Here is an 18147-nt window from a genome sequence, read left to right on the forward strand (position 1 = left end):
GAATTGCGGAAATGGCTGCCGGTCACCGTGGCGTCATCGCCGCCGACAATGCGGACCTGGTAGAAGCCGCCCTCGAAAGCGCTGCTGTCGAGGCTGAAACGGTCGCCGTTCTGCACGTCGATATGCATCGAGACATTGCCGGAAAACGCGCTGTTCTCGACGGTGACCCCGTCGCCGTCGACCACCAGCACGCGCTTGGTGTGGTAATCCTTGCCCGACGCCGGGTTGGCGGCGCTGTAGCCGGTCTTTGGCGCGTTCACCACGTCGAAGGTGACATTGCTGACGGTCACCCCGTCAGACAGGTTGAACAGCGCCGAGGTGTCGGTGGCGGAGGTGGTGCGCACATCCAGGCCCGCGCCCTGGGTTGCGGTCAGGGTGAAGTTCTCCGGAAGCCGCAGGTTCGACCCCGAGATCTGGTAGGTATCCTCAAGAACAAGTGTGTCCCCGGCCTTGAACTGGTTGCTGTTCAACAGGGACGCAAACGCGCTGGAGACATCCTGACCCGCGGACCAGCCGAGGTCAGACGAATGCCAAACGGTCATGTGATTTCCTTTCACTGGCGATCAGCCGCGGAGTGGCGCGGCCAACACTCTTACATTTCGAAACAGCACTCACCGGAGCCAGGCACGCGAGACAGCCCCGGGGCATCAGGACAGATCCCGGACGCCGCAAGTGTCTCAGGTCCCGGACCGCCGGAAAGCGGACTTGTACAAACCTGGCAGCGACCTAATCGCCGTCGATGTGTCCGGAAAGTCCCGATCTGATCCGGCTGGAAAGCCGGCTTGTTTCAGCCGCTCGCCCCGCCGGCCGTTCGCAAAGAACCGCGCAATGGCAGGAAACTGCTCAAGGGGAAGAGTTAAAGGACTGGGAAACCGCGGGGCCGTTCTGTAACAGTGAGGCCGGTGTATCCTGTGCCCGCTGAACTCCCGGGACGCGGAGTTTCCGGCAAGAGGACAAGCAAAAATCCCGTTTGCAGAACCGCTTGGCTGCTGTTGCGCAGAGAGTGGTTTCCGGCGGGCAGGGCAACGTCCCGTAATTGCGAATCGCAGGTTTTCAGGCCCGGCTGCGCCTGGGCTGCCGGTGCAAAAGCTCTGCTGCCGTGTTTCTGGAACAGGGAACGGCTGGCATTGCCGGTACGAAGCAGGCCGAAAGCCTTTAGACCGCGTGCTTCTTCAACCGTTGCCGCACCCTTTGCTTCTTGCGGACCTGCGCCTTCAGTTTCAGCCGCTGTGCAATCAGAAAAAGAAGTGCTGACAACCGGTCCGGCGTGGCCAGGCCTGGTGTCAGGCAAAGTGAATTCAGATATTCCCGTGACAACCGGCGTGCCGGGCGCGGATCCGCGACCGCATCCGGGTCAAACCACCTTGCCACTTCGTCCGGTGTTTTGTTTGCCCGCTGAGACCCGTTCTTATGCAGCCTGCGCTGAAACTGCGGCGGGCAATTCAGCCGGACGATATTTCCCAGCAGGGCGCATTCGGCCAGGAGCACGTAATCCGATGCGATATAGCTGCCGATCAGGCGTGTGCGGGCAAGCATGTCCCGGCGGAACAGCCCGAAAACGGACGTCACGATCGCCAGCTGTTCAAGGGTTTCGTAAAACCGCCGTGCCGGTGTGCGGGCAGAGGTCTCCACGCAGGACGGCACCTCTGTCTCGATTTCCCGCCCGGCTTCGTCAATATATCTGAACGACGGGTAGACAAGGACCGCGCCGCTGCCGTGCTCTTCAAACCCCTGCAGGCAGGCCGACAGAAAGGAGGGGCCCAGAACATCATCATGGGCCAGCCAGTTGAAGAACCGGCCGCGCGCCAGGTGAAACACGTAGTTGTAGTTTTTGGCCGCACCGATGTTGCGGGGCTGCCTGACATACAGGACCCGCGGATCCGCCTTGGCATAGTGACGGCAGATTTCCTCTGTGCCGTCGGTCGAGGCATTGTCGGAAATGATGAGTTCAAAATCCTCGAAATTCTGCTCCAAGGCGGATTGAATAGCCTGCTCAAGGAAGTTTTCGCCATTGCAGACAGGCAATCCGATGCTGGACAGCGGCGTCCCGGAAAAATGTGTCATTTGAATACTCGTTCACCATTTATCATTTCGGGGCGTTGTCATGGCCGCAGGAAACCGCCTCTGCCGCATCCTGCGGAGAGGTGGCGGGAAGGCGGCGGCAGCCGCGCCCAAGGCTCAGTCTCCAATCAGGCAATATTCGAGAATTCAAACTCATCTCCTGTCAGAGCCAGCCCATACACATTGTCGATGACGCCGATCAGCTCATCCTGCTCACCCGGCCCGCCGGCAAGCCAGATTGCGGTGCCTGCAGGCAGGCCCGCAGCATCTTCGGTCAGCAGGTAGTCGGAACTTGTCCCGGCAAGCCTGATTGCGTCCTCGGCACTGAAATCCCAGACATAACCGTAATCGTCCTCACCGCTGGTGGTGCCGTTTCCATCATCATAATAAACGGTGCCGTTCTCTCCGAAGACGAACACATCCGCGCCGCCGTCACCGGTGAAGACATCCAGCTCCCCCAGTCCCGGCAAGGGGTCAGAGGTGTCGACTGCTGCCAGAACTTCATCACTCGCATCGCCGCGAATGACATCTCCGCCCTCGATCTCCGTAATATCGATGTCGTGGAACGTGATATCGTAATGATGGGTGACAAGCGCGAAGGACCCCGTGACAGGATCATCATAGTCAATCGTCAGGTCCATCAGCCAATCGACCGGCTCGGCCGTTCCCTCCTCCCAGACCTTCATTTTGTAGGCCCGGTCAAAGGTGCCCGATTGCTCGACCCGCATCACGAAATTGAACCGCGTATCTTCGGCCAGCGCATAATTCGTATCGCCGGTATTGGGGAAAATCTCGAAATGCGGGGTGCCGGTATGCTGGTTGTAGAACAGGAATTCCGAAGGCGTGAAGCCGCGCAGCGGCTGCCATTGGATGGCTGAATCATCCGTATGGCCATTCCACCACAGGCCGAACCCGAACAGACCGCCCACCGCAGACATGTCGTTCGGGGTGACGGCAACCCGGGCTTCGAAGAAATCCCAGGTGTCGTCACCCAGGGTGATGAAACGGTCGAACCCCAGCTCCTTGGGGCGCACACCGTCACCGGTCAGCATCCAGTTGCCATCCACGATCTGCGCCACGTCCTGGATATTGGTGACAGTGGACCAGTCGATCGCGTAGTTCGGATCCCAATCGGATCCCTCCTCATACTGAAGGGTCACGTCCTGCGTATGGGTGGATCCGTCATCGTATCTGGCAATGATCGAAACCACGTCATCCGCCGCGGTCGGGTCCAGTTCGGCATAGGCAATATCGATGTTGAAATCCCCGGATTTTTCCAGCCGGTGCTGGTCCGGCCCAACGGACAATGACCGCTCCGCGCCCCCGTTCAGCGTGTAAGTCAACGTGTCCAGCCCCTCGGCAAAGACATCGCCCAGGATGTTGACCCAGGTCTGCGGAACTCCGGGCTGGCCAAAGGTCTGCGCCGGCCCGTACCAGACGTCAATGACCGGACCCACCGCAACATTCACGGTTGCGGTATCGCTCAGGCCGCCGTCGTCGGAAATGGTGTAGCTGAAACTGTCGGGGCCCTCATAGCCCGTATCGGGCGTGTAGGTGAGCGTGCCATCGCCATTGTCCACCAAGGTGCCGTTGGCCGGGCTGGTGAAACTGTCGAAGGTGACCGGATCGCCGTCGGGATCGCTGTCATTGGCCAGAAGATCGCCGGTATCGATCACCAGCGCCGTGCCGATGGCCGCGGACTGGGAGTCATCCATCGCATCCGGCGCCTGGTTCACGGGCGTATAGCTGCCGTCCTCATCTGCGATCGGGTCGCTGGCGACCTCGAAGTAATCGACCTGGGCGGTATAGCCGGTGGCCTGCGCGGTATTGCCGGCAAACACCCCGGCCGAGCTCGCCGTGATTGCGTGATCGAAGCTCACCGCCGTGGTCCAGTTGCTGCCGTCGGCGGAATATTCATAGCTCCAGGTGTCGCCGGAGCGGTCGACCCGCAGGTATTCGGCGGCTCCGGCCGGGATCACCGCATTGACCCGCGACGACGAATTTCCATTGATTGTCACCGCCGCAAACACCCGCAGAACAGAACCGTCGGAATAGGTGTCAAAGCGCACCCAATTGCCCGCATCCTGCTCCACCAATAGCCCGTGCAGCTGGAAGCGCTCCGTCGGGGTGGTCAGGAACCGCGCCTCGATCTGGAAGTCCTCGTCAGCGATCGCCTGCATCGCCCGGGCCGAGTTGTTGGCGCCCCAGGCATCGTAATTGCCGTCCGGCGTCACCAGCGCCAGATAGGCGTCAGACGCGCTGGTGCCCAGGTTGGCAGAGACGCCGCCCGGGCCTTCGATGGTCCACACCGCAGGATCCAGCGATCCGCCGCTGAAGTCATCCGATACCAGCCCGCTGCCCGGCGCGGGCGCGGCAACCGTCAGGTTCACGGTTGCACTGTCGCTGAGGCTGCCGTCGTCGGAAATGGTGTAGGTGAAACTGTCCGGCCCCTCATAGCCCGTATCGGGCGTGTAGGTCAGCGTGCCGTCGCCATTGTCCACCAAGGTGCCGTTCGACGGGCTGGTGAAACTGTCGAAGGTGACCGGATCGCCGTCGGGATCGCTGTCATTGGCCAGAAGATCGCCGGTATCGATCACCAGCGGCGTGTCGATGGCCGCCGCCAGCGCGTCATCCGCCGCCTGCGGCGCCTGGTTCACCGGGGTGATGCTGCCGTCCTCATCGGCAATCGGGTCGCTGGCCACCTCGAAGTAATCGACCTGGGCGGTAAAGCCGGTGGCCTGCGCGGTATTGCCGGCAAACACCCCGGCCGAGGCCGCGTTCAGCGCATGGGAAAAGCTCACCGCCGTGGTCCAGCTGCTGCCGTCGGCGGAATATTCATAGCTCCAGGTGTCGCCGGAGCGGTCGATGCGCAGGTATTCGGCGGCCCCGGCCGGGATCACCGCGTTGACCCGCGACGACGAATTGCCGTTCACCGTCACCCCGGCAAAGACCCGCAGCACATTGCCATCGGAATAGGTGTCGAACCGCACCCAGTTGCCGGCATCCTGCTCCACCAGGATCCCTTGCAGCTGGAAGCGCTCCGTCGGGGTGGTCAGGAACCGCGCCTCGATCTGGAAATCCTCATCGGCGATCGCCTGCATCGCCCGCGCCGCATTATTGGTCTGCCAGGCATCGTAATTGCCGTCCGGCGTCACCAGCTCCAGATAGGCGTCCGAAGCGCTGGTGCCCAGGTTCGCGGACACGCCGCCCGGGCCTTCGATGGTCCACACCGCAGGATCCAGCGATCCGCCGCTAAAGTCATCCGACACCAGCCCGCTGCCAGAGGCGGGAGAACCGATTGTGAAGTTGAAGAGGACCGGCGCCGGTGCCGAAATCCCGTCGCTGAGCCCCAGTTCGAACCCGTCCAGCCCATCCGTGCCGGACGCGGTTGCAAAGGACACAAGGCCCTGATCGACATCCGCCTGGGTAAAGCTGCCGCCTGCGGCCAGATCCGCCCCGTTCAGCCGCAGCGTTCCCAGATTTGGCGCCGACACCACGGTGTAGACCAGCTCGCTGGCGCTCTGCTCGCTGTCCGTTGCGGACAGCACAGTGGGGTCGATCGCAAAGGTGTCGCCTGCATTCAAAAAGGCGGATTGCTCCCGCGATTGCAGCAGGACCGCCACTGTCGCATCGGTCTTGCTGGCGACGATCACATCGCCAAGGCCGTCCTGATTGATATCTTCCGGAATCGGCGTATAGGCGCCAAGCGCATTGTTATCTATCGTCACGGCGCCAAAAACGCCGGAACCGTTGTTCTCCAGGAAGCGCACCGAATTGTCGTTCACGCTGGCAGCAAGCAGATCGATGTCGCCATCGTCATCCACATCATCAGCGGTCACGCTGCGCACCCCGCCCAGACCGCTTGCCAGAACCGATTTGGTGAAACTGCCGCCGGTGTTGAAATAACCGATGACCTGGTTGCCAAGCATTGCCGCCGCCGCGATGTCGAGGCTGCCGTCACCGTCCAGATCGGCCGCAGTGACGTAATAGGCCCCGTTTGCCGCATTATCGATGACCTGCTTGGTGAACGTCTGGCTGCCATCATTGAGATAGAGCGCAACCGTGTCGTCCCCAAAGCTCGCGGTCAGTATGTCAAGATCGCCATCTGCGTCGATATCAATTGCAATCGCCGTCTTGGCGGCGAGCGCATTGCTGTCGAGCACCCGCTCCGTAAAGGTCTGGGCGCCGTCATTCTCGTACCAGGCAATGGTGTTTGAATCCTGGCTTGCGGTGACCAGATCAAGGTCGCCGTCACCGTCCAGATCCGCCGCTTCGATGAAATGCGCCCCGTCCTTGGCCGCGATGGTGTGGCGCTGGAAGCTGCCGTTGCCGTCATTCTCGTACCAGACATAAAGATCGTCGCGGTACCCGCCCGCAAGGATGTCGGGGTCGCCGTCCTGGTCGAGATCGGCAACCGAGGCCGGATAGGACGACTCCAGCGCAGAATCGATGACATGCGCGGTGAAATTCTCTGCCCCGTCGTTCTCGTACCAGACAACCGAGTCGTTCTGCTCGGAGGTGGCAACCAGGTCGATGTCGCCATCCCCATCGAAATCCGCCCCCAGCCCGACGTGGGTCAGCGGCATGGCAGTTGTCACGATAACCTTGCTGAACACCGGCGTGCCGGTTGTCAGCACCGGGGCGTCCTGGACAATGGGGCCGCCGCCGGGCCCGGATGCCGCCAGCGTCACGGTGCCTGTCACGCTATCGGTGCCATCGCTGAGCGTGTAACGGAAGCTGTCGGAGCCGGTGGCGCCGGCATCCGGGGTATAGGAAAACGACCCGTCTGCGTTGAGCGCCACGGTTCCGTTTGCCGCCTGCGTGTCGAGGGAAACGGTCAAGGGGTCGCCGTCGGGATCGCTGTCATTGCTCAGCACGCCGCTGGCGGCATCGACTGTCAGACTGCCATCCGGCGCCAGAAGATAATTGTCATTCTGCGCAACAGGCGCCGTGTTCACCGGGGTGATGCTGCCGTCCTCATCGGCAATCGGGTCGCTGGCGACCTCGAAGTAATCGACCTGGGCGGTATAGCCGGTGGCCTGGGCGGTATTGCCGGCAAACACCCCGGCCGAGCTCGCCGTGATTGCGTGATCGAAGCTCACCGCCGTGGTCCAGCTGCTGCCATCGGCGGAATATTCATAGCTCCAGGTGTCGCCGGAGCGGTCGATGCGCAGGTATTCGGCGGCCCCGGCCGGGATCACCGCATTGACCCGCGATGACGAACTGCCGTTCACCGTCACCCCGGCAAAGACCCGCAGCACGTTGCCATCGGAATAGGTGTCAAAGCGCACCCAGTTGTCTGCATCCTGCTCCACCAGGATCCCTTGCAGCTGGAAGCGGTCGCTGGGGGTGGTCAGGAACCGCGCCTCGACCTGGAAATCCTCATCGGCGATGGCCTGCATCGCGCGCGCCGAATTGTTGGTTTGCCAGGCATCGTAATTGCCGTTCGGCGTCACCAGCTCCAGATAGGCGTCCGTGGCATTGACGCCAACGTTCGCGGACACCCCGCCCGGGCCTTCGACGGCCCACACCGCAGGATCCAGCGACCCGCCGCTGAAATCATCTGATGAAAACACGTAACTTCCCCCAAAAAAACTCGTAACACGGCGGCCCGGCCGGCCGCCTGCCCCTTTACCTAACTAGGCCTGTTGCCCCGGTTTCCAGGCAGCCGTGAAAGAGGACAAAACTTTTTACGTATAACGCAACATAATACCACAGCCCCTGCCAAACGCCAATTGCGCAGACAGGGCAGCCATACAGGCTTTGGCCGCTGCTGAAACAAGGACGCTGCCAAGGCCTCGGAGAGCCCCGCCAGGGTCCCCTTTTCGTCGGCGCCGGGGGGCGCCTCCCTTCTCGGCAGGCGCCAAAAACCCGCGCATAGTTGACTCAAATCCAATCCGGGTTCACAATAATTCCCAAGGTTCCATGTGCTGCTGCTGGGGGCAGCACCTTGGGGCGGGGGGAAATTTGACAGCTCATGATCAAACGCCCATGCGCTGCTGTTGCTTCACCGCCCGATCGACCTAAATGTGTTCAATTAGTCAAAGTACCAGTGAGTTAGGGTAAAATGTCAGATCACACAGATAAGCTAGAATCCCCTGAACGCAGGGAAATCCTTCAAAAAGCAGGCCGTTTTGCGGCTGTGACAACCCCTGCGGTTTCATTTCTTCTGTCCACAACCCTGTCGTCCGAGGCGGTTGCAAAGTCTCATGGCGGCGGCAAACCGAAGAAAAAGAAGAAAAAGAAGAAGGGCCGTAAAGGACGCCGCATTCGCAGCTTCTTCTAAATTCCATTAAAGAACCCGGCGGGGGCGCCGGGTTCCTGGATATGATAGTGCGGCCTTCGAATTTTTAGAGAGGCTTATTCTTGAACCTTGCTCAGATTATGGCAGTGCCCGATGTGCGGCTGGAAAGCGTCGGGAAATGCCATTTTTTGTTTCTGCCTCACAGCCAAAAGCTCTTCTCTGCATCTGAAACCACAGTGGCTTTGTGGCCCCGGTTGACAGCCGGGCTCAGCGTTTCCGAGTTCGTTTCAGCCGCATCAGCCGGCGGCGCCAATGGCCTGCAGAATTTGACCGAGCTGCTGGATTCGGGTGTTGTGCGGTATCTGGCTCCGCGCTCCGGGCCAGTTGCGGTCGCATCCCGCCTGTGGCTGTCAATTGACGGCCATGCGATCGGGATTTGCTGCACCGGTGAAAAAACCGCAGATCTGGTGCGCAGCGTGTTTGAACATCTCCTGGTGCCAGCCGCAACCACATCAAAACAGCTTGTCCTTATCGAAGAGGCGTCGCGGGTTGGGCTTGCCTGGGCCGGGGAAGAGCCGGACTGGCACGGCTGGAACGAAATTGGAGCCGCGCTGAAATTCCTGCTGACAACACTGGTTCTGGATGCCTCGGATTGCCCGGTGCTGCACACCGCGACGGTTTCCGCAGAGGGCCGGAATATGCTGCTGTGCGGGGATCCGGGGAGCGGCAAGTCGACCTTGTCCGTTGCGCTGCACGGAGAGGGCTTCAGCCTGGAGGGGGACGATCTGGCCTTGCTGCGCAGCGGCGGCCGGGTCATGTCCTTGCCCTTTCCGGCGACATTGAAATGCGGTTCGCTCCCCCTTCTTGCGCCGCGTTTGCCGGGCCTTGAGGAACGGCCGGTCTATCTGAGACCGGACGGCAAGCGGGTCCGTTACCATGCATTGGAGGCCGGGGCGTTCCCGGCGCGCCCTGTCCGCTGCGTGCTGTTTTTGCACCGAAGCCCGGACAATCCGGCCGGCCTTGAGCCGGTCGCCTTGGAAGATGAAATCATCCGGATGATGCTGGCGTCCTGCTGGTCTCCGGACGACCGCCTGTCGGGTGACGGTTTTGAATCCCTGGCTGCGCTGGTCCGCTCGGCGCGGTTTTTCCGCGCCCGCTATGACGGCCTTGATCAGGCCTCCGACCTGGCCCGGGAAGCCTGGCGCCTGACAGGGAGCGGCTGATCAGATGCCGGTATTTCCTCCAAGTGCTTTGGCAGACGTGTCGGAATGCCTGCAAGGACGGGTGCCCCCGGACGCGGACTGGGAACGGATTATCGGCTGCGCCAATGACAACCTTGTCGGCCCGCTGCTGTACAGAAGACTGGTTCAGTCTGGCCAAGCCAGGCAGATTGACCCCGAGGCCCTGAGTTACCTGGCATCGGTTGACGCCGCCAACAACACCCGCAACAGCATGCTGAAAGCCCAGCTTGACGAAGTCCTGTCAGCCCTGACGGCAGAGGGCATGGAGGTTGGCCTGATGAAGGGGGCGGTCAACCTCTTCCAAGCCGCGGATACCGCGGAGGTGCCGCGGATGTCGTTTGACTTGGACCTCGTGACCAATCCGGACCAGGATGCCGATGTCGAAAGAATCCTGGGCAGCATCGGCTACGAAAAATTTCCTGACAGCCAGAACCAGTATTCTCTGGGAAGCTATTTCCGGGCGGATGTGGCCGGCGCATTGGACATCCATCACCGGATCCCGGAACGCTATCTTGGCGCGATCAGCGAGCGCGACATGGAAAGACACAGCCATCTGGTTCCGTTTGGCGAGGGGGCCGTGCGGATACCGAATGCGCATTTGCGCCTGGTGACCAACCTGGCGCATGATATGCTGCATGACCGCGGTGTGTTTTCGGGATTTGTTCACCTGCGGTATTTGAACGATCTGATTGAGCTTTGCTCGGTTCCGGGGGATCCGGTCGACTGGAAGCGGGTCGAGGAGAAGTTCCCGTCCTACCGTTTCAAACTCGGGCTGGAACTGCAGTGCCGTATAATCCGGCGGCTGTTTCCCGAAGCGGATTTCCCGGCCGGCCCGCGTACCCTGCCGGGCTGGGTGCTGCATCAGCGCAGGCTTCTAAGGTCCCGGCTTCCGGTCCTTGCCGAGCTGGAATGGCAGATGATCCTGCGCCTGCGGCGGACGCGGTTCTGGTTGTGGCTGCGCCAGCCGAGATAAGACCCGGGGCAGGCCCCCGCGGCTATGGCCCCTCAAGCGATCCGGCAAGGCGCCCCGGGTGATCCAGCAAGGCGCCTCGGGCCGGGCTATTCGAACAGGCGCCGCTGCGGAACCACAATCACATCGCCAGGCGAAAGAACCGTGCTGCCGGAGATCCCGGAGCCGTCATTTGTGCGGTAATTGTAGAGATAGATCTTGTCGCCCCGGCGCAGCTGAATACGCTTGTCGGCAGCAAAACGGGTGAGGCCGCCGGCTTCGGCAAGGGCCTGCAGAATAGTTGTGCGGCGGCTTGTTTCCAGTTTGCCGGGTGTTGTGATCTCCCCCATGACATAGACCGCGCGGCTTCTGCGGACGGTGGAACGTGCCGTGGGTTCCGCCAGAGCATTGACCGAAACAAACACCCTCGGTTTGGCGGCGAAATTGGGCGCCAGGGCCGTTGTCAGATCACTTCTGACTTGATCGACAGTCCGCCCGGCCGCGGCAACACCGCCCGCCAGCGGAAAATTGATGGAGCCGTCCGGCAGAACCAGAGTGCTGCGGCTCAGATTTTCATCTTCAAGCACTTCGATGCTCAGCGTATCGCCGGATTTTATCTTGTAGCCGCTTTGCGCCTGGGCTGCCGCCGCAAAGAGCAGAGCAGTGAAAACCCCGAGTACCAACTTAATCATAGCAGACCTCCCTGAGGATAATGAAACTGAAAACAGGCAGTTGCGCAACCGTTCAGCCAGTTATGCCTGAACCGCTGCGGCACACTGGCCAGGATATCAAGGCGGCACTTCGGTCACGTTAATCTCCCTTATATTCGCCATGGCGGCCGCCTTATTTCTGCAAATGGCGGTACTCCAGAACGGAAAACCGCGGCCGCCGGCAGACCCTACCCGGCGATGATCGCGAATTCCGGCCGCAACCCCGCGGCCTGAACCTGGGCGATGATTTCGTCCTCATATAACGCGTTCGAGATCAGCACCATCGAGGGGCGGAGGCTGACGAGCTGCTCCGGCGCGATGACGGGCAAGGCGACACCCGGAGCCATCCGCTGGTGCTTGCGGCTGTTCAAATCAACAAACGCGCTCAATGAACGCGCCGCCGCCCCCAGCGCATTGGCGAATGTGATCCCTTTCGATCCGGCGCCCCAGATCACGATGCTGCCGTCATAGTCCTGCAGCCTGCCGCGCCAGCGCTGCAGTTCCGCGCGCGCCGCCGTTCCAAAGGCCTGGGCCGCTGCGCAGATCTGTGCGGCATCCGGATCAAGGTAGCCGGGTTCCGGTTTTGCCGGGACCGCTTCGACCATCAGGAACTGGTTGCCATAGCCGGTGCGGACGGACACCGGATCAAAACCGCTCCGCCGGAACAGGGCGGTTATGGCGGGTGCGCTCCAATAGCCCACATGCTCGTAGATGACGTCCCACATCGAGACCGCATCCAGCATCCAGCCGGCATTCGGCACTTCGAAATAGACCGGCACATCCCTGTTCCCGATCGCCCGGCGGATGTCGCTCAGCAGGGCAACCGGGTCGTCGAGATGCTCCAGAACATGGCGGCAGAGGATCGCGTCGAACGGCCGGTCCAACTGATCGGAGCGGAAGTATTCGCCGACAATCTCCACATTTCCGCGGGTGGTGAAGGGGGTGGATGCATCCGCCATCGAGGGGTCAAAGCCGGTGGCCGATGCCACACCGTTTTGCGCCATCAGATCCAGCATATGCCCGTCGCCGCAGCCGACCTCGATCACATGTTTTCCCTCCAGCCCGTAGCGCGCCACCAGACCGGCGGCCAGGTCCTCGGCAAAGGCTTGAAACCTGGGCGAGAAATGCAGCGCGTTCTCGTAGCCGGGCGCATAGACCATGCGTTCCGGCTCAAAGGCGCTGTTCCAGATGAACCCGCAATCGGAGCAGAGCTGCAGATCAACGGTTCCGGCAGGCGCCGCCCGCGCCGCCGCCCGGTCCGGCCACAGCTGGTTGCAGATCACCGGAACGCTTTCCAGCTTGAAGATGCCTTGCGCCTTTCGCGCGGCGCACAGCGGGCAGGCTATGGTGGTCCCAGCCGTCATACCGCAACCAGCTCCGGCGTCAGGCCCATTGCGGACAATTGCGCCCCGATTTCGGGCAGGTAGACCGGGTTCATGACAATCACAGTGTCGGGCGGCGCCTCCCGCAGCCCGTCCGGGGCGCTGACGCGGTGGCCGGTGCCGGGCAGGTATTTGCCCTGTTTGAACGGGTTGATATCGACGACCTGTGCCACTTCCGCCCCAAGATCGTTTGTGGTCAGGAAGGACACGCATTTCGAGCCGCCGCCCCAGACCGCCACCCGCTTGCCGGCGCCATGCCGGGCGCGGACGAAGCCGGTCCAGTGGCGCCGGACCTCGGCCACCTTCTGCGGAAAGGCCGCGGCCAGGGCGCGCACCGTTTCCAGGTCGTCCTCTTGCGGCAGGGCCGGGCGGCCTGCTGACGGGGCCGCGTAGTGAATGATGTATTGACCGTCATAGGCCAGATACAGCCGGGTCGCATCAAGGCCCGCACGCCGGAACAGCCGCGCATGGCTGCCCTGGGTGAAATAGGAGCAATGCTCGAAATAGATGTCCCAGAAGGCGCCTTCCTGCAGCACCCGCTGAACATCCGGCGTTTCGAAAAACACGCCGGCATCGGCCTGGCCGCCGATGAGCTGCACAATCTCCTGCAGGAACCGGCCGACCTCGGGAATGTGCTCCAGGGTGTGGCGGCAGACGACGAAATCCGGCGCTTCGGCGATGGTGTCCGGATCGAAGAATTCACGCTGAAACGTGATCTCCTGACCTTTTGCCCCGGGCAGCCGCTCCGGGATGAAACCGGGGTCGACCCCCAGCCCGATGGTGCCGGTCTGGCGGGCAAGCTCCTGCAGGAACTCGCCCTTGCCGCAGCCGATTTCCAGTGTCCGCTTGCCTTTCAGATCATACAAGGACGCCGCTTCCGCCGCGAGATCCCGGGCAAACCGGTTGAAAGTGCCGGAGAAATGCTGGCTCTCTTCGGTGGCAGAGGCATAGTCGACAAGCGACAGGTCGAAAACGGAGTTGAAGACAAAGCCGCAGCTGCCGCAGAACAACAGCACAAGCGGATGGCGCGGAAACCGCCGGGCCTCCTCGGCGCTGTCCAGCAGGATGCAGCTTTGCACCGGGATCGCCTCAAGCCGGTAAATCTCGGTGAGATCCCGGCCGCTGCAGGCCGGGCATGCGGTTCGGCTGCTCATCTGGGGCTGTCCTGATCTGATGCGCTGACGATTTCGAGATTGGGGATCGGAACGACGAATTTCCCTCCGGCCTCCAGAAAGGCGCGCTGCTGGCGGATGATTTCATCGCGGAAATTCCACGGCAGGATCATCACGTAATCCGGCCTGTCCTGCATCAGCTTTTCCGGCTCGTCGATCCGGATCCGGACGCCGGGCATGTATTTGCCCTGCTTGTGGATGTTCTTGTCGACGGCATAGTCGATGGTGCGGTCGTTCAGGTTCAGGAAGTTCAGCATGATCGTGCCCTTGGCAGCGGCACCATAGGCGGCGATGCGTTTGCCGTCAGCCTTCAGCGTGCCCACCAGCTGGCGGGCCTGGTCGCGAAAGGCGCGCACCCGCGCGCCGAAGGTCTTGTAATAATCATAGCGGTCGAGCCCGAGTTCATGCTCTTCCGCCAGAATGCCCTGCACCGCATCGGTAACAGCCGTGCATTTGCTGAAATAGAGCCGCAATGAGCCGCCGTGGATCGGCAGGCGGCGGACATCGTTCAGATACAGGCCGTGCCGCTCGAACAGCGCCTTGGCGGATCCGGCTGAGAAATAGCACAGATGCTCGTGGTAGATGGTGTCGAATTCGATGAAATCGATCATGTCGCGGACATAGGGAAATTCGACAACAACGGTGCCGTTGTCCGCCAGCAGCTCCGCCATCCCCGCCACCAGATCGTTCTGATCCGCGACATGGGCAACCACGTTGTTGGCGATGATCACATCCGCCCGCTTGCCCTGGGCGCGCAGATTGGCGGCAACGCGGGTGCCAAAGAAGTCGATGACCGTCTCAATCCCCTTTTCGCGGGCCGCCGTGGCGGGCCGGCTGGCGGGGTCGATCCCCAGGACCTGGACGTCCTGCGCCTTGAAATTCTGCAGCATATAGCCGTCATTCGATGCAATCTCGACCACCAGACTGTCCCGGCCCAGGCCGTGCGTTCGGATCAGCTCCTCCGCATTCTCCCTGGAATGTTTCAGCAGATCCTCGGAGTAGGACGAGAAATAGACATAATCGTCGCCGAACATTTCTTCGGCCGGGCGGGTTTCCAGCAGCTGCACCAGCGTGCAGCCCGGACAATAACCCAGCCGCAGCGGCACCAGGGTTTCCTTCTGGGACAGGCCGGCCGCCTCCAGCAGCCCGTCCGACCGCGGCATCCGCCCCAGATCAAGGATCGGTTCCAGCCCTTTGTGGCCGCAGGAGATGCACTGCGCCCTGGTGCTGTCGGAGGAAAACTCCGATTGCTCTGTGCCCTGGGCCTCCTGGGTGCGGGCGGCTTCGCCTGCGGGGGTATGTGTCAAAGCGACATCGATGATCCCCTCGGAAATCAGCTTCTTGATATGGCCGATGCGCTGATAGCGCGGCCCCTCAAAAGCCTCCAGCGTCAGTTTCTGCGCCTGGTAGGCTTCATAAAGCGACTGCGCGCCGCGGCGCGCATCCCATTGCGGCTTGAACTGCGGCATCACGCGCCGGATCTTGTCGCAATTCACCCGGTAGGAGCGCTTGTCCGGCCCCGCACCCTCGGCAAAGGTGACCTTGCAGCCCGGAACCACATCGGCCACGATCTCGGCCAGTTCGCGGATCTGGTAATTGTGCTCCGTCACCCCGACATTGAACGCCTCGTTGCGGATGTCCTTGGCCGGTGCTTCAAGCGTTGCCAGAAAGGCCCGGCTGATATCCTCGATATGGGTGATCGGCCGCCAGGGCGTGCCGTCCGATTTCATGTGGATATTGCCGGTTGTCACCGCCCAGGCGACAAGGTTGTTCAGCACCAGATCGAAGCGGATCCGCGGGCTGACGCCATAGGCCGTGGCAGAGCGCAGGAAGGCCGGGCAGAACCCGTCATCGGCCAGCTCTGCCAGCGCCAGCTCCGATTTCACCTTGCTTTCGCCGTAAGGGGTGACCGGGTTGAAGGCGCCGGTTTCGTCAATGAAATCGGCCCCCGACGCGCCATAGTTCGAGCAGGAGGAGGAAAACACAAACCGCTGCACGCCGGCCGCCTTGGCGGCGCGGGCCACCTTCATGGTGCCTTCGAAATTTATGTCATAGGTGGTTTGCGGGCGGAAATCGCCCAGCGGATCATTCGACAGCGCGGCCAGATGCAGAACCGCATCGAACCCCAGCAGGTCCGCAGTCTCGACAGCCCGGATATCCTTGAGGATCGTCGGCACAGGCGGCATCCCGCCGCCCGGAGCAAAGGTGCAGCGTTCGTAGAGATCGCTGTCAATGCCCGCCACCTCATGCCCCGCCGCCATCAGCATCGGGGTCAGAACGGTTCCGATATACCCCCGGTGGCCAGTCACCAATACACGCATGCTCACTTCTCCCAAACCGCCCAGGGGCGTTCACCGGAATCCCACAGTTTCTGCAGAATGTGCTTGTCGCGCAGCGTGTCCATCGCCGCCCAGAAGCCATCGTGGCGGTAGGCCATAAGCTGGCCGTCCTTGGCCAGGTTTTCCAAAGGCGCGTGTTCGAACATCACCATGTCGCCTTCGATGTAATCGAAAACCTGCGGCTCCAGCACAAAAAAGGCGCCGTTGATCCAGCCCTCGGCGGTCTGCGGCTTTTCCTCAAAGGCGGTGACCTGATCGCCGTCGAACCGCATGTGCCCGTAGCGGGCGGGCGGGCGCACCGCCGTGACGGTCGCCAGCTTTCCGTGATAGCGGTGAAAGGCCAGCAGCTTGTCGAGGTCCACATCGGAAACCCCGTCGCCCCATGTCAGCATGAAGGTTTCCTTGCCAAGATGCGGCTGCAGCCGCTTGACCCGGCCGCCGGTCAGCGTCTCGTTGCCGGTTTCGATCAGGTCGACAGTCCAGGGCGCATGCTCCTGATCATGGCGGACCACCGGATCGGGACGCCCCATGTTGACCGTGATACTGCCGGCCAGGGTTCCGTATTCGGCAAAGTACCGTTTGATGTAATCTCCCTTGTAGCCAAGAGCGACGGCAAAATCGTTATACCCGTAACGGGAGTATAACATCATAATATGCCAGAGAATGGGCATCCCGCCGATCTCCACCATCGGCTTCGGCCTGACGGAAGTCTCCTCAGCCAGACGGGTCCCCTTGCCCCCGGCAAGAATAGCCACTTTCATAAAACTTCTCCTTTGATGGAGTTACTGGAAACGCTGATATCCTGGCTGCATTTGTGCCGGGCTGGCGCGGCGCATCTCATGCCCGCCTGCAGCCGGGGCTGCACAACGGCATGATGACCGCCTCCCTTTCCCTCGGGAGGCGCAGACAGGGGAAAGCTGGCAGCGGGCGGAACCGGAGCAAATTCTGCCGGCATGTTGCAACATAGCATACTGATCAATCTCGCCCTTAGCAGAACCACTTAGACACCCGGCAGGGAACACAATGCTTGCCCATTGTCGGAACGGTAATCCGAAACCTTCACAAGTAAAGGCCAGCATCCGGTTGGACACTTTCCGGCCGGCCTGTGCAGCGCGGCCCGCGCATCTGCAGCGTTATGCTGCAGCCCCGGCCACGGAGCCGTTACGCGCGGTTTTCAGGGGCGGCCCGCAGTTTGGCGGCCGCTGCGGCTCTGTGTCAGCGGCCCCGATTTTTTTTGCCGCATGACCCGGGTGCGCTATTCTTTATTCAATTGAAAAGGACCCGCCGGGCTGAGGGGCGGGCAATCAAGCTCCGTGCGGGCCAGGCTGAGGGGCCAAGGTGCGGGGACCAGGCTGCGGAGGCCAGGGCGGTTTGCAGCGCCGCATTCACCGCCGGAAGAAAAGGAGTTCCGATGCCCTGTCTTTCAGTCCGCATCAGCACCGCCGTCATTGGCCTTTTGCTGGCTGGCGGCATTTTGGCCGCGGGTCCCGGCTCAAAGGACGTCCGCTCTCTGCCGTTCTACGCATCTGACCTCGGCTGGTCCGCGGGCCAGGATGTCTCCGGCGCGTTTGCGTCCCTGTTGTCGAACAAGACGTTCAAGGCCGGGGGCACACTTGTTCTTGAGGATACCTACCAGATCTCGGGGTCGAACCTGCGGCTTCCGGAGAACTTCACCCTGACCGCAACCCAGGGCGCGGGCCTGGATGTGCGCACCACCTCCGCCACCGACACCTCGGCGCTGTTCAACCTGTCTGACGGGGTGACCGTCAGCAATGTCACCTTCGACGTGGTGAACGCGCCAAAGACCGGCTACAGCGCCGCCAACCCGGCGTCGGGCAAGGATTACCACACCAAGCGCGTGCTGGTGGTCGACGGCGACGGGGTCACCGTCGAGAACAGCGCGTTTTCCGGCAATGTCTCGATGCATATCGACGTGCAGAACGGCGACCGTTTCAGCCTCGACAGCAGCGCTTTCGAGGGCGGCTTCTACCAGGTCCGCATTGTCGGCGGCGATGACGCCACGGTGACCGGCAGCCATTTCCGCAATTC

At 61.8% G+C, this 18147-nt stretch carries 12 protein-coding genes; 4 read left to right on the forward strand and 8 right to left on the reverse strand.

The window, feature by feature from the left end; genetic code table 11:
• From AC0KW6_RS21415 to AC0KW6_RS21425, 3 genes are all read right to left on the reverse strand, one after another.
• The coding region (locus AC0KW6_RS21415) for a hypothetical protein (RefSeq protein WP_474036040.1) at window positions 1-542 on the reverse strand (542 nt) is incomplete at its 3' end.
• A 613-nt stretch (window positions 543-1155) separates the two neighbouring features.
• The gene (locus tag AC0KW6_RS21420; RefSeq protein ID WP_474036041.1) at window positions 1156-2064 is read right to left on the reverse strand and encodes a glycosyltransferase family 2 protein; all 909 of its coding nucleotides are present in this window, start codon (window positions 2062-2064) and stop codon (window positions 1156-1158) included.
• A gap of 125 nt (window positions 2065-2189) precedes the next feature.
• On the reverse strand, window positions 2190-7637 hold the full coding sequence (locus AC0KW6_RS21425; RefSeq protein WP_474036042.1) for a cadherin-like domain-containing protein: 5448 nt from the start codon (window positions 7635-7637) through the stop codon (window positions 2190-2192).
• Between the two features lie 491 nt (window positions 7638-8128).
• Between AC0KW6_RS21425 and AC0KW6_RS21430 the strand changes: the two genes are divergently transcribed.
• The 3 genes from AC0KW6_RS21430 to AC0KW6_RS21440 all read left to right on the forward strand — a co-directional run bounded on the left by AC0KW6_RS21430 (window position 8129) and on the right by AC0KW6_RS21440 (window position 10519).
• Entirely contained in the window at window positions 8129-8347 is a 219-nt protein-coding gene (locus tag AC0KW6_RS21430; protein ID WP_474036043.1) for a hypothetical protein, read from the forward strand.
• Between the two features lie 212 nt (window positions 8348-8559).
• Complete coding sequence (locus tag AC0KW6_RS21435; protein WP_474036044.1) at window positions 8560-9528, forward strand: hypothetical protein; 969 nt, start codon at window positions 8560-8562, stop codon at window positions 9526-9528.
• Window positions 9529-9532: 4 nt separating this feature from the next.
• Complete coding sequence (locus AC0KW6_RS21440) at window positions 9533-10519, forward strand: nucleotidyltransferase family protein (protein ID WP_474036045.1); 987 nt, start codon at window positions 9533-9535, stop codon at window positions 10517-10519.
• Window positions 10520-10605: 86 nt separating this feature from the next.
• Here AC0KW6_RS21440 and AC0KW6_RS21445 read toward each other — a convergent pair whose 3' ends face one another.
• From AC0KW6_RS21445 to rfbF, 5 genes are all read right to left on the reverse strand, one after another.
• A complete protein-coding gene (locus tag AC0KW6_RS21445; RefSeq protein WP_474036046.1) occupies window positions 10606-11187 on the reverse strand; it encodes a polysaccharide biosynthesis/export family protein in 582 nt (193 codons plus the stop codon).
• Between the two features lie 206 nt (window positions 11188-11393).
• Window positions 11394-12569 carry a class I SAM-dependent methyltransferase gene (locus tag AC0KW6_RS21450; protein ID WP_474036047.1) on the reverse strand — a complete coding sequence of 392 codons (1176 nt, stop codon included), beginning with the start codon at window positions 12567-12569 and terminating at the stop codon, window positions 11394-11396.
• Entirely contained in the window at window positions 12566-13741 is a 1176-nt protein-coding gene (locus tag AC0KW6_RS21455) for a class I SAM-dependent methyltransferase (RefSeq protein WP_474036048.1), read from the reverse strand. Before AC0KW6_RS21455 ends, AC0KW6_RS21450 begins: the two co-directional genes overlap by 4 nt.
• Window positions 13738-16080, reverse strand: a complete 2343-nt coding sequence (locus tag AC0KW6_RS21460; RefSeq protein WP_474036049.1) for an NAD-dependent epimerase/dehydratase family protein — start codon at window positions 16078-16080, stop codon at window positions 13738-13740. The genes AC0KW6_RS21455 and AC0KW6_RS21460 overlap by 4 nt, the downstream gene beginning before the upstream one ends.
• Before the next feature lie 2 nt (window positions 16081-16082).
• Complete coding sequence (rfbF, locus tag AC0KW6_RS21465; protein WP_474036050.1) at window positions 16083-16859, reverse strand: glucose-1-phosphate cytidylyltransferase; 777 nt, start codon at window positions 16857-16859, stop codon at window positions 16083-16085.
• Window positions 16860-17509: 650 nt separating this feature from the next.
• Here rfbF and AC0KW6_RS21470 point away from each other — a divergent pair.
• Window positions 17510-18147, forward strand: a 638-nt coding sequence (locus AC0KW6_RS21470; RefSeq protein ID WP_474036051.1) for a hypothetical protein, incomplete at its 3' end; no start/stop codon positions are given.

Source organism: Leisingera sp. SA215, from assembly GCF_055902035.1.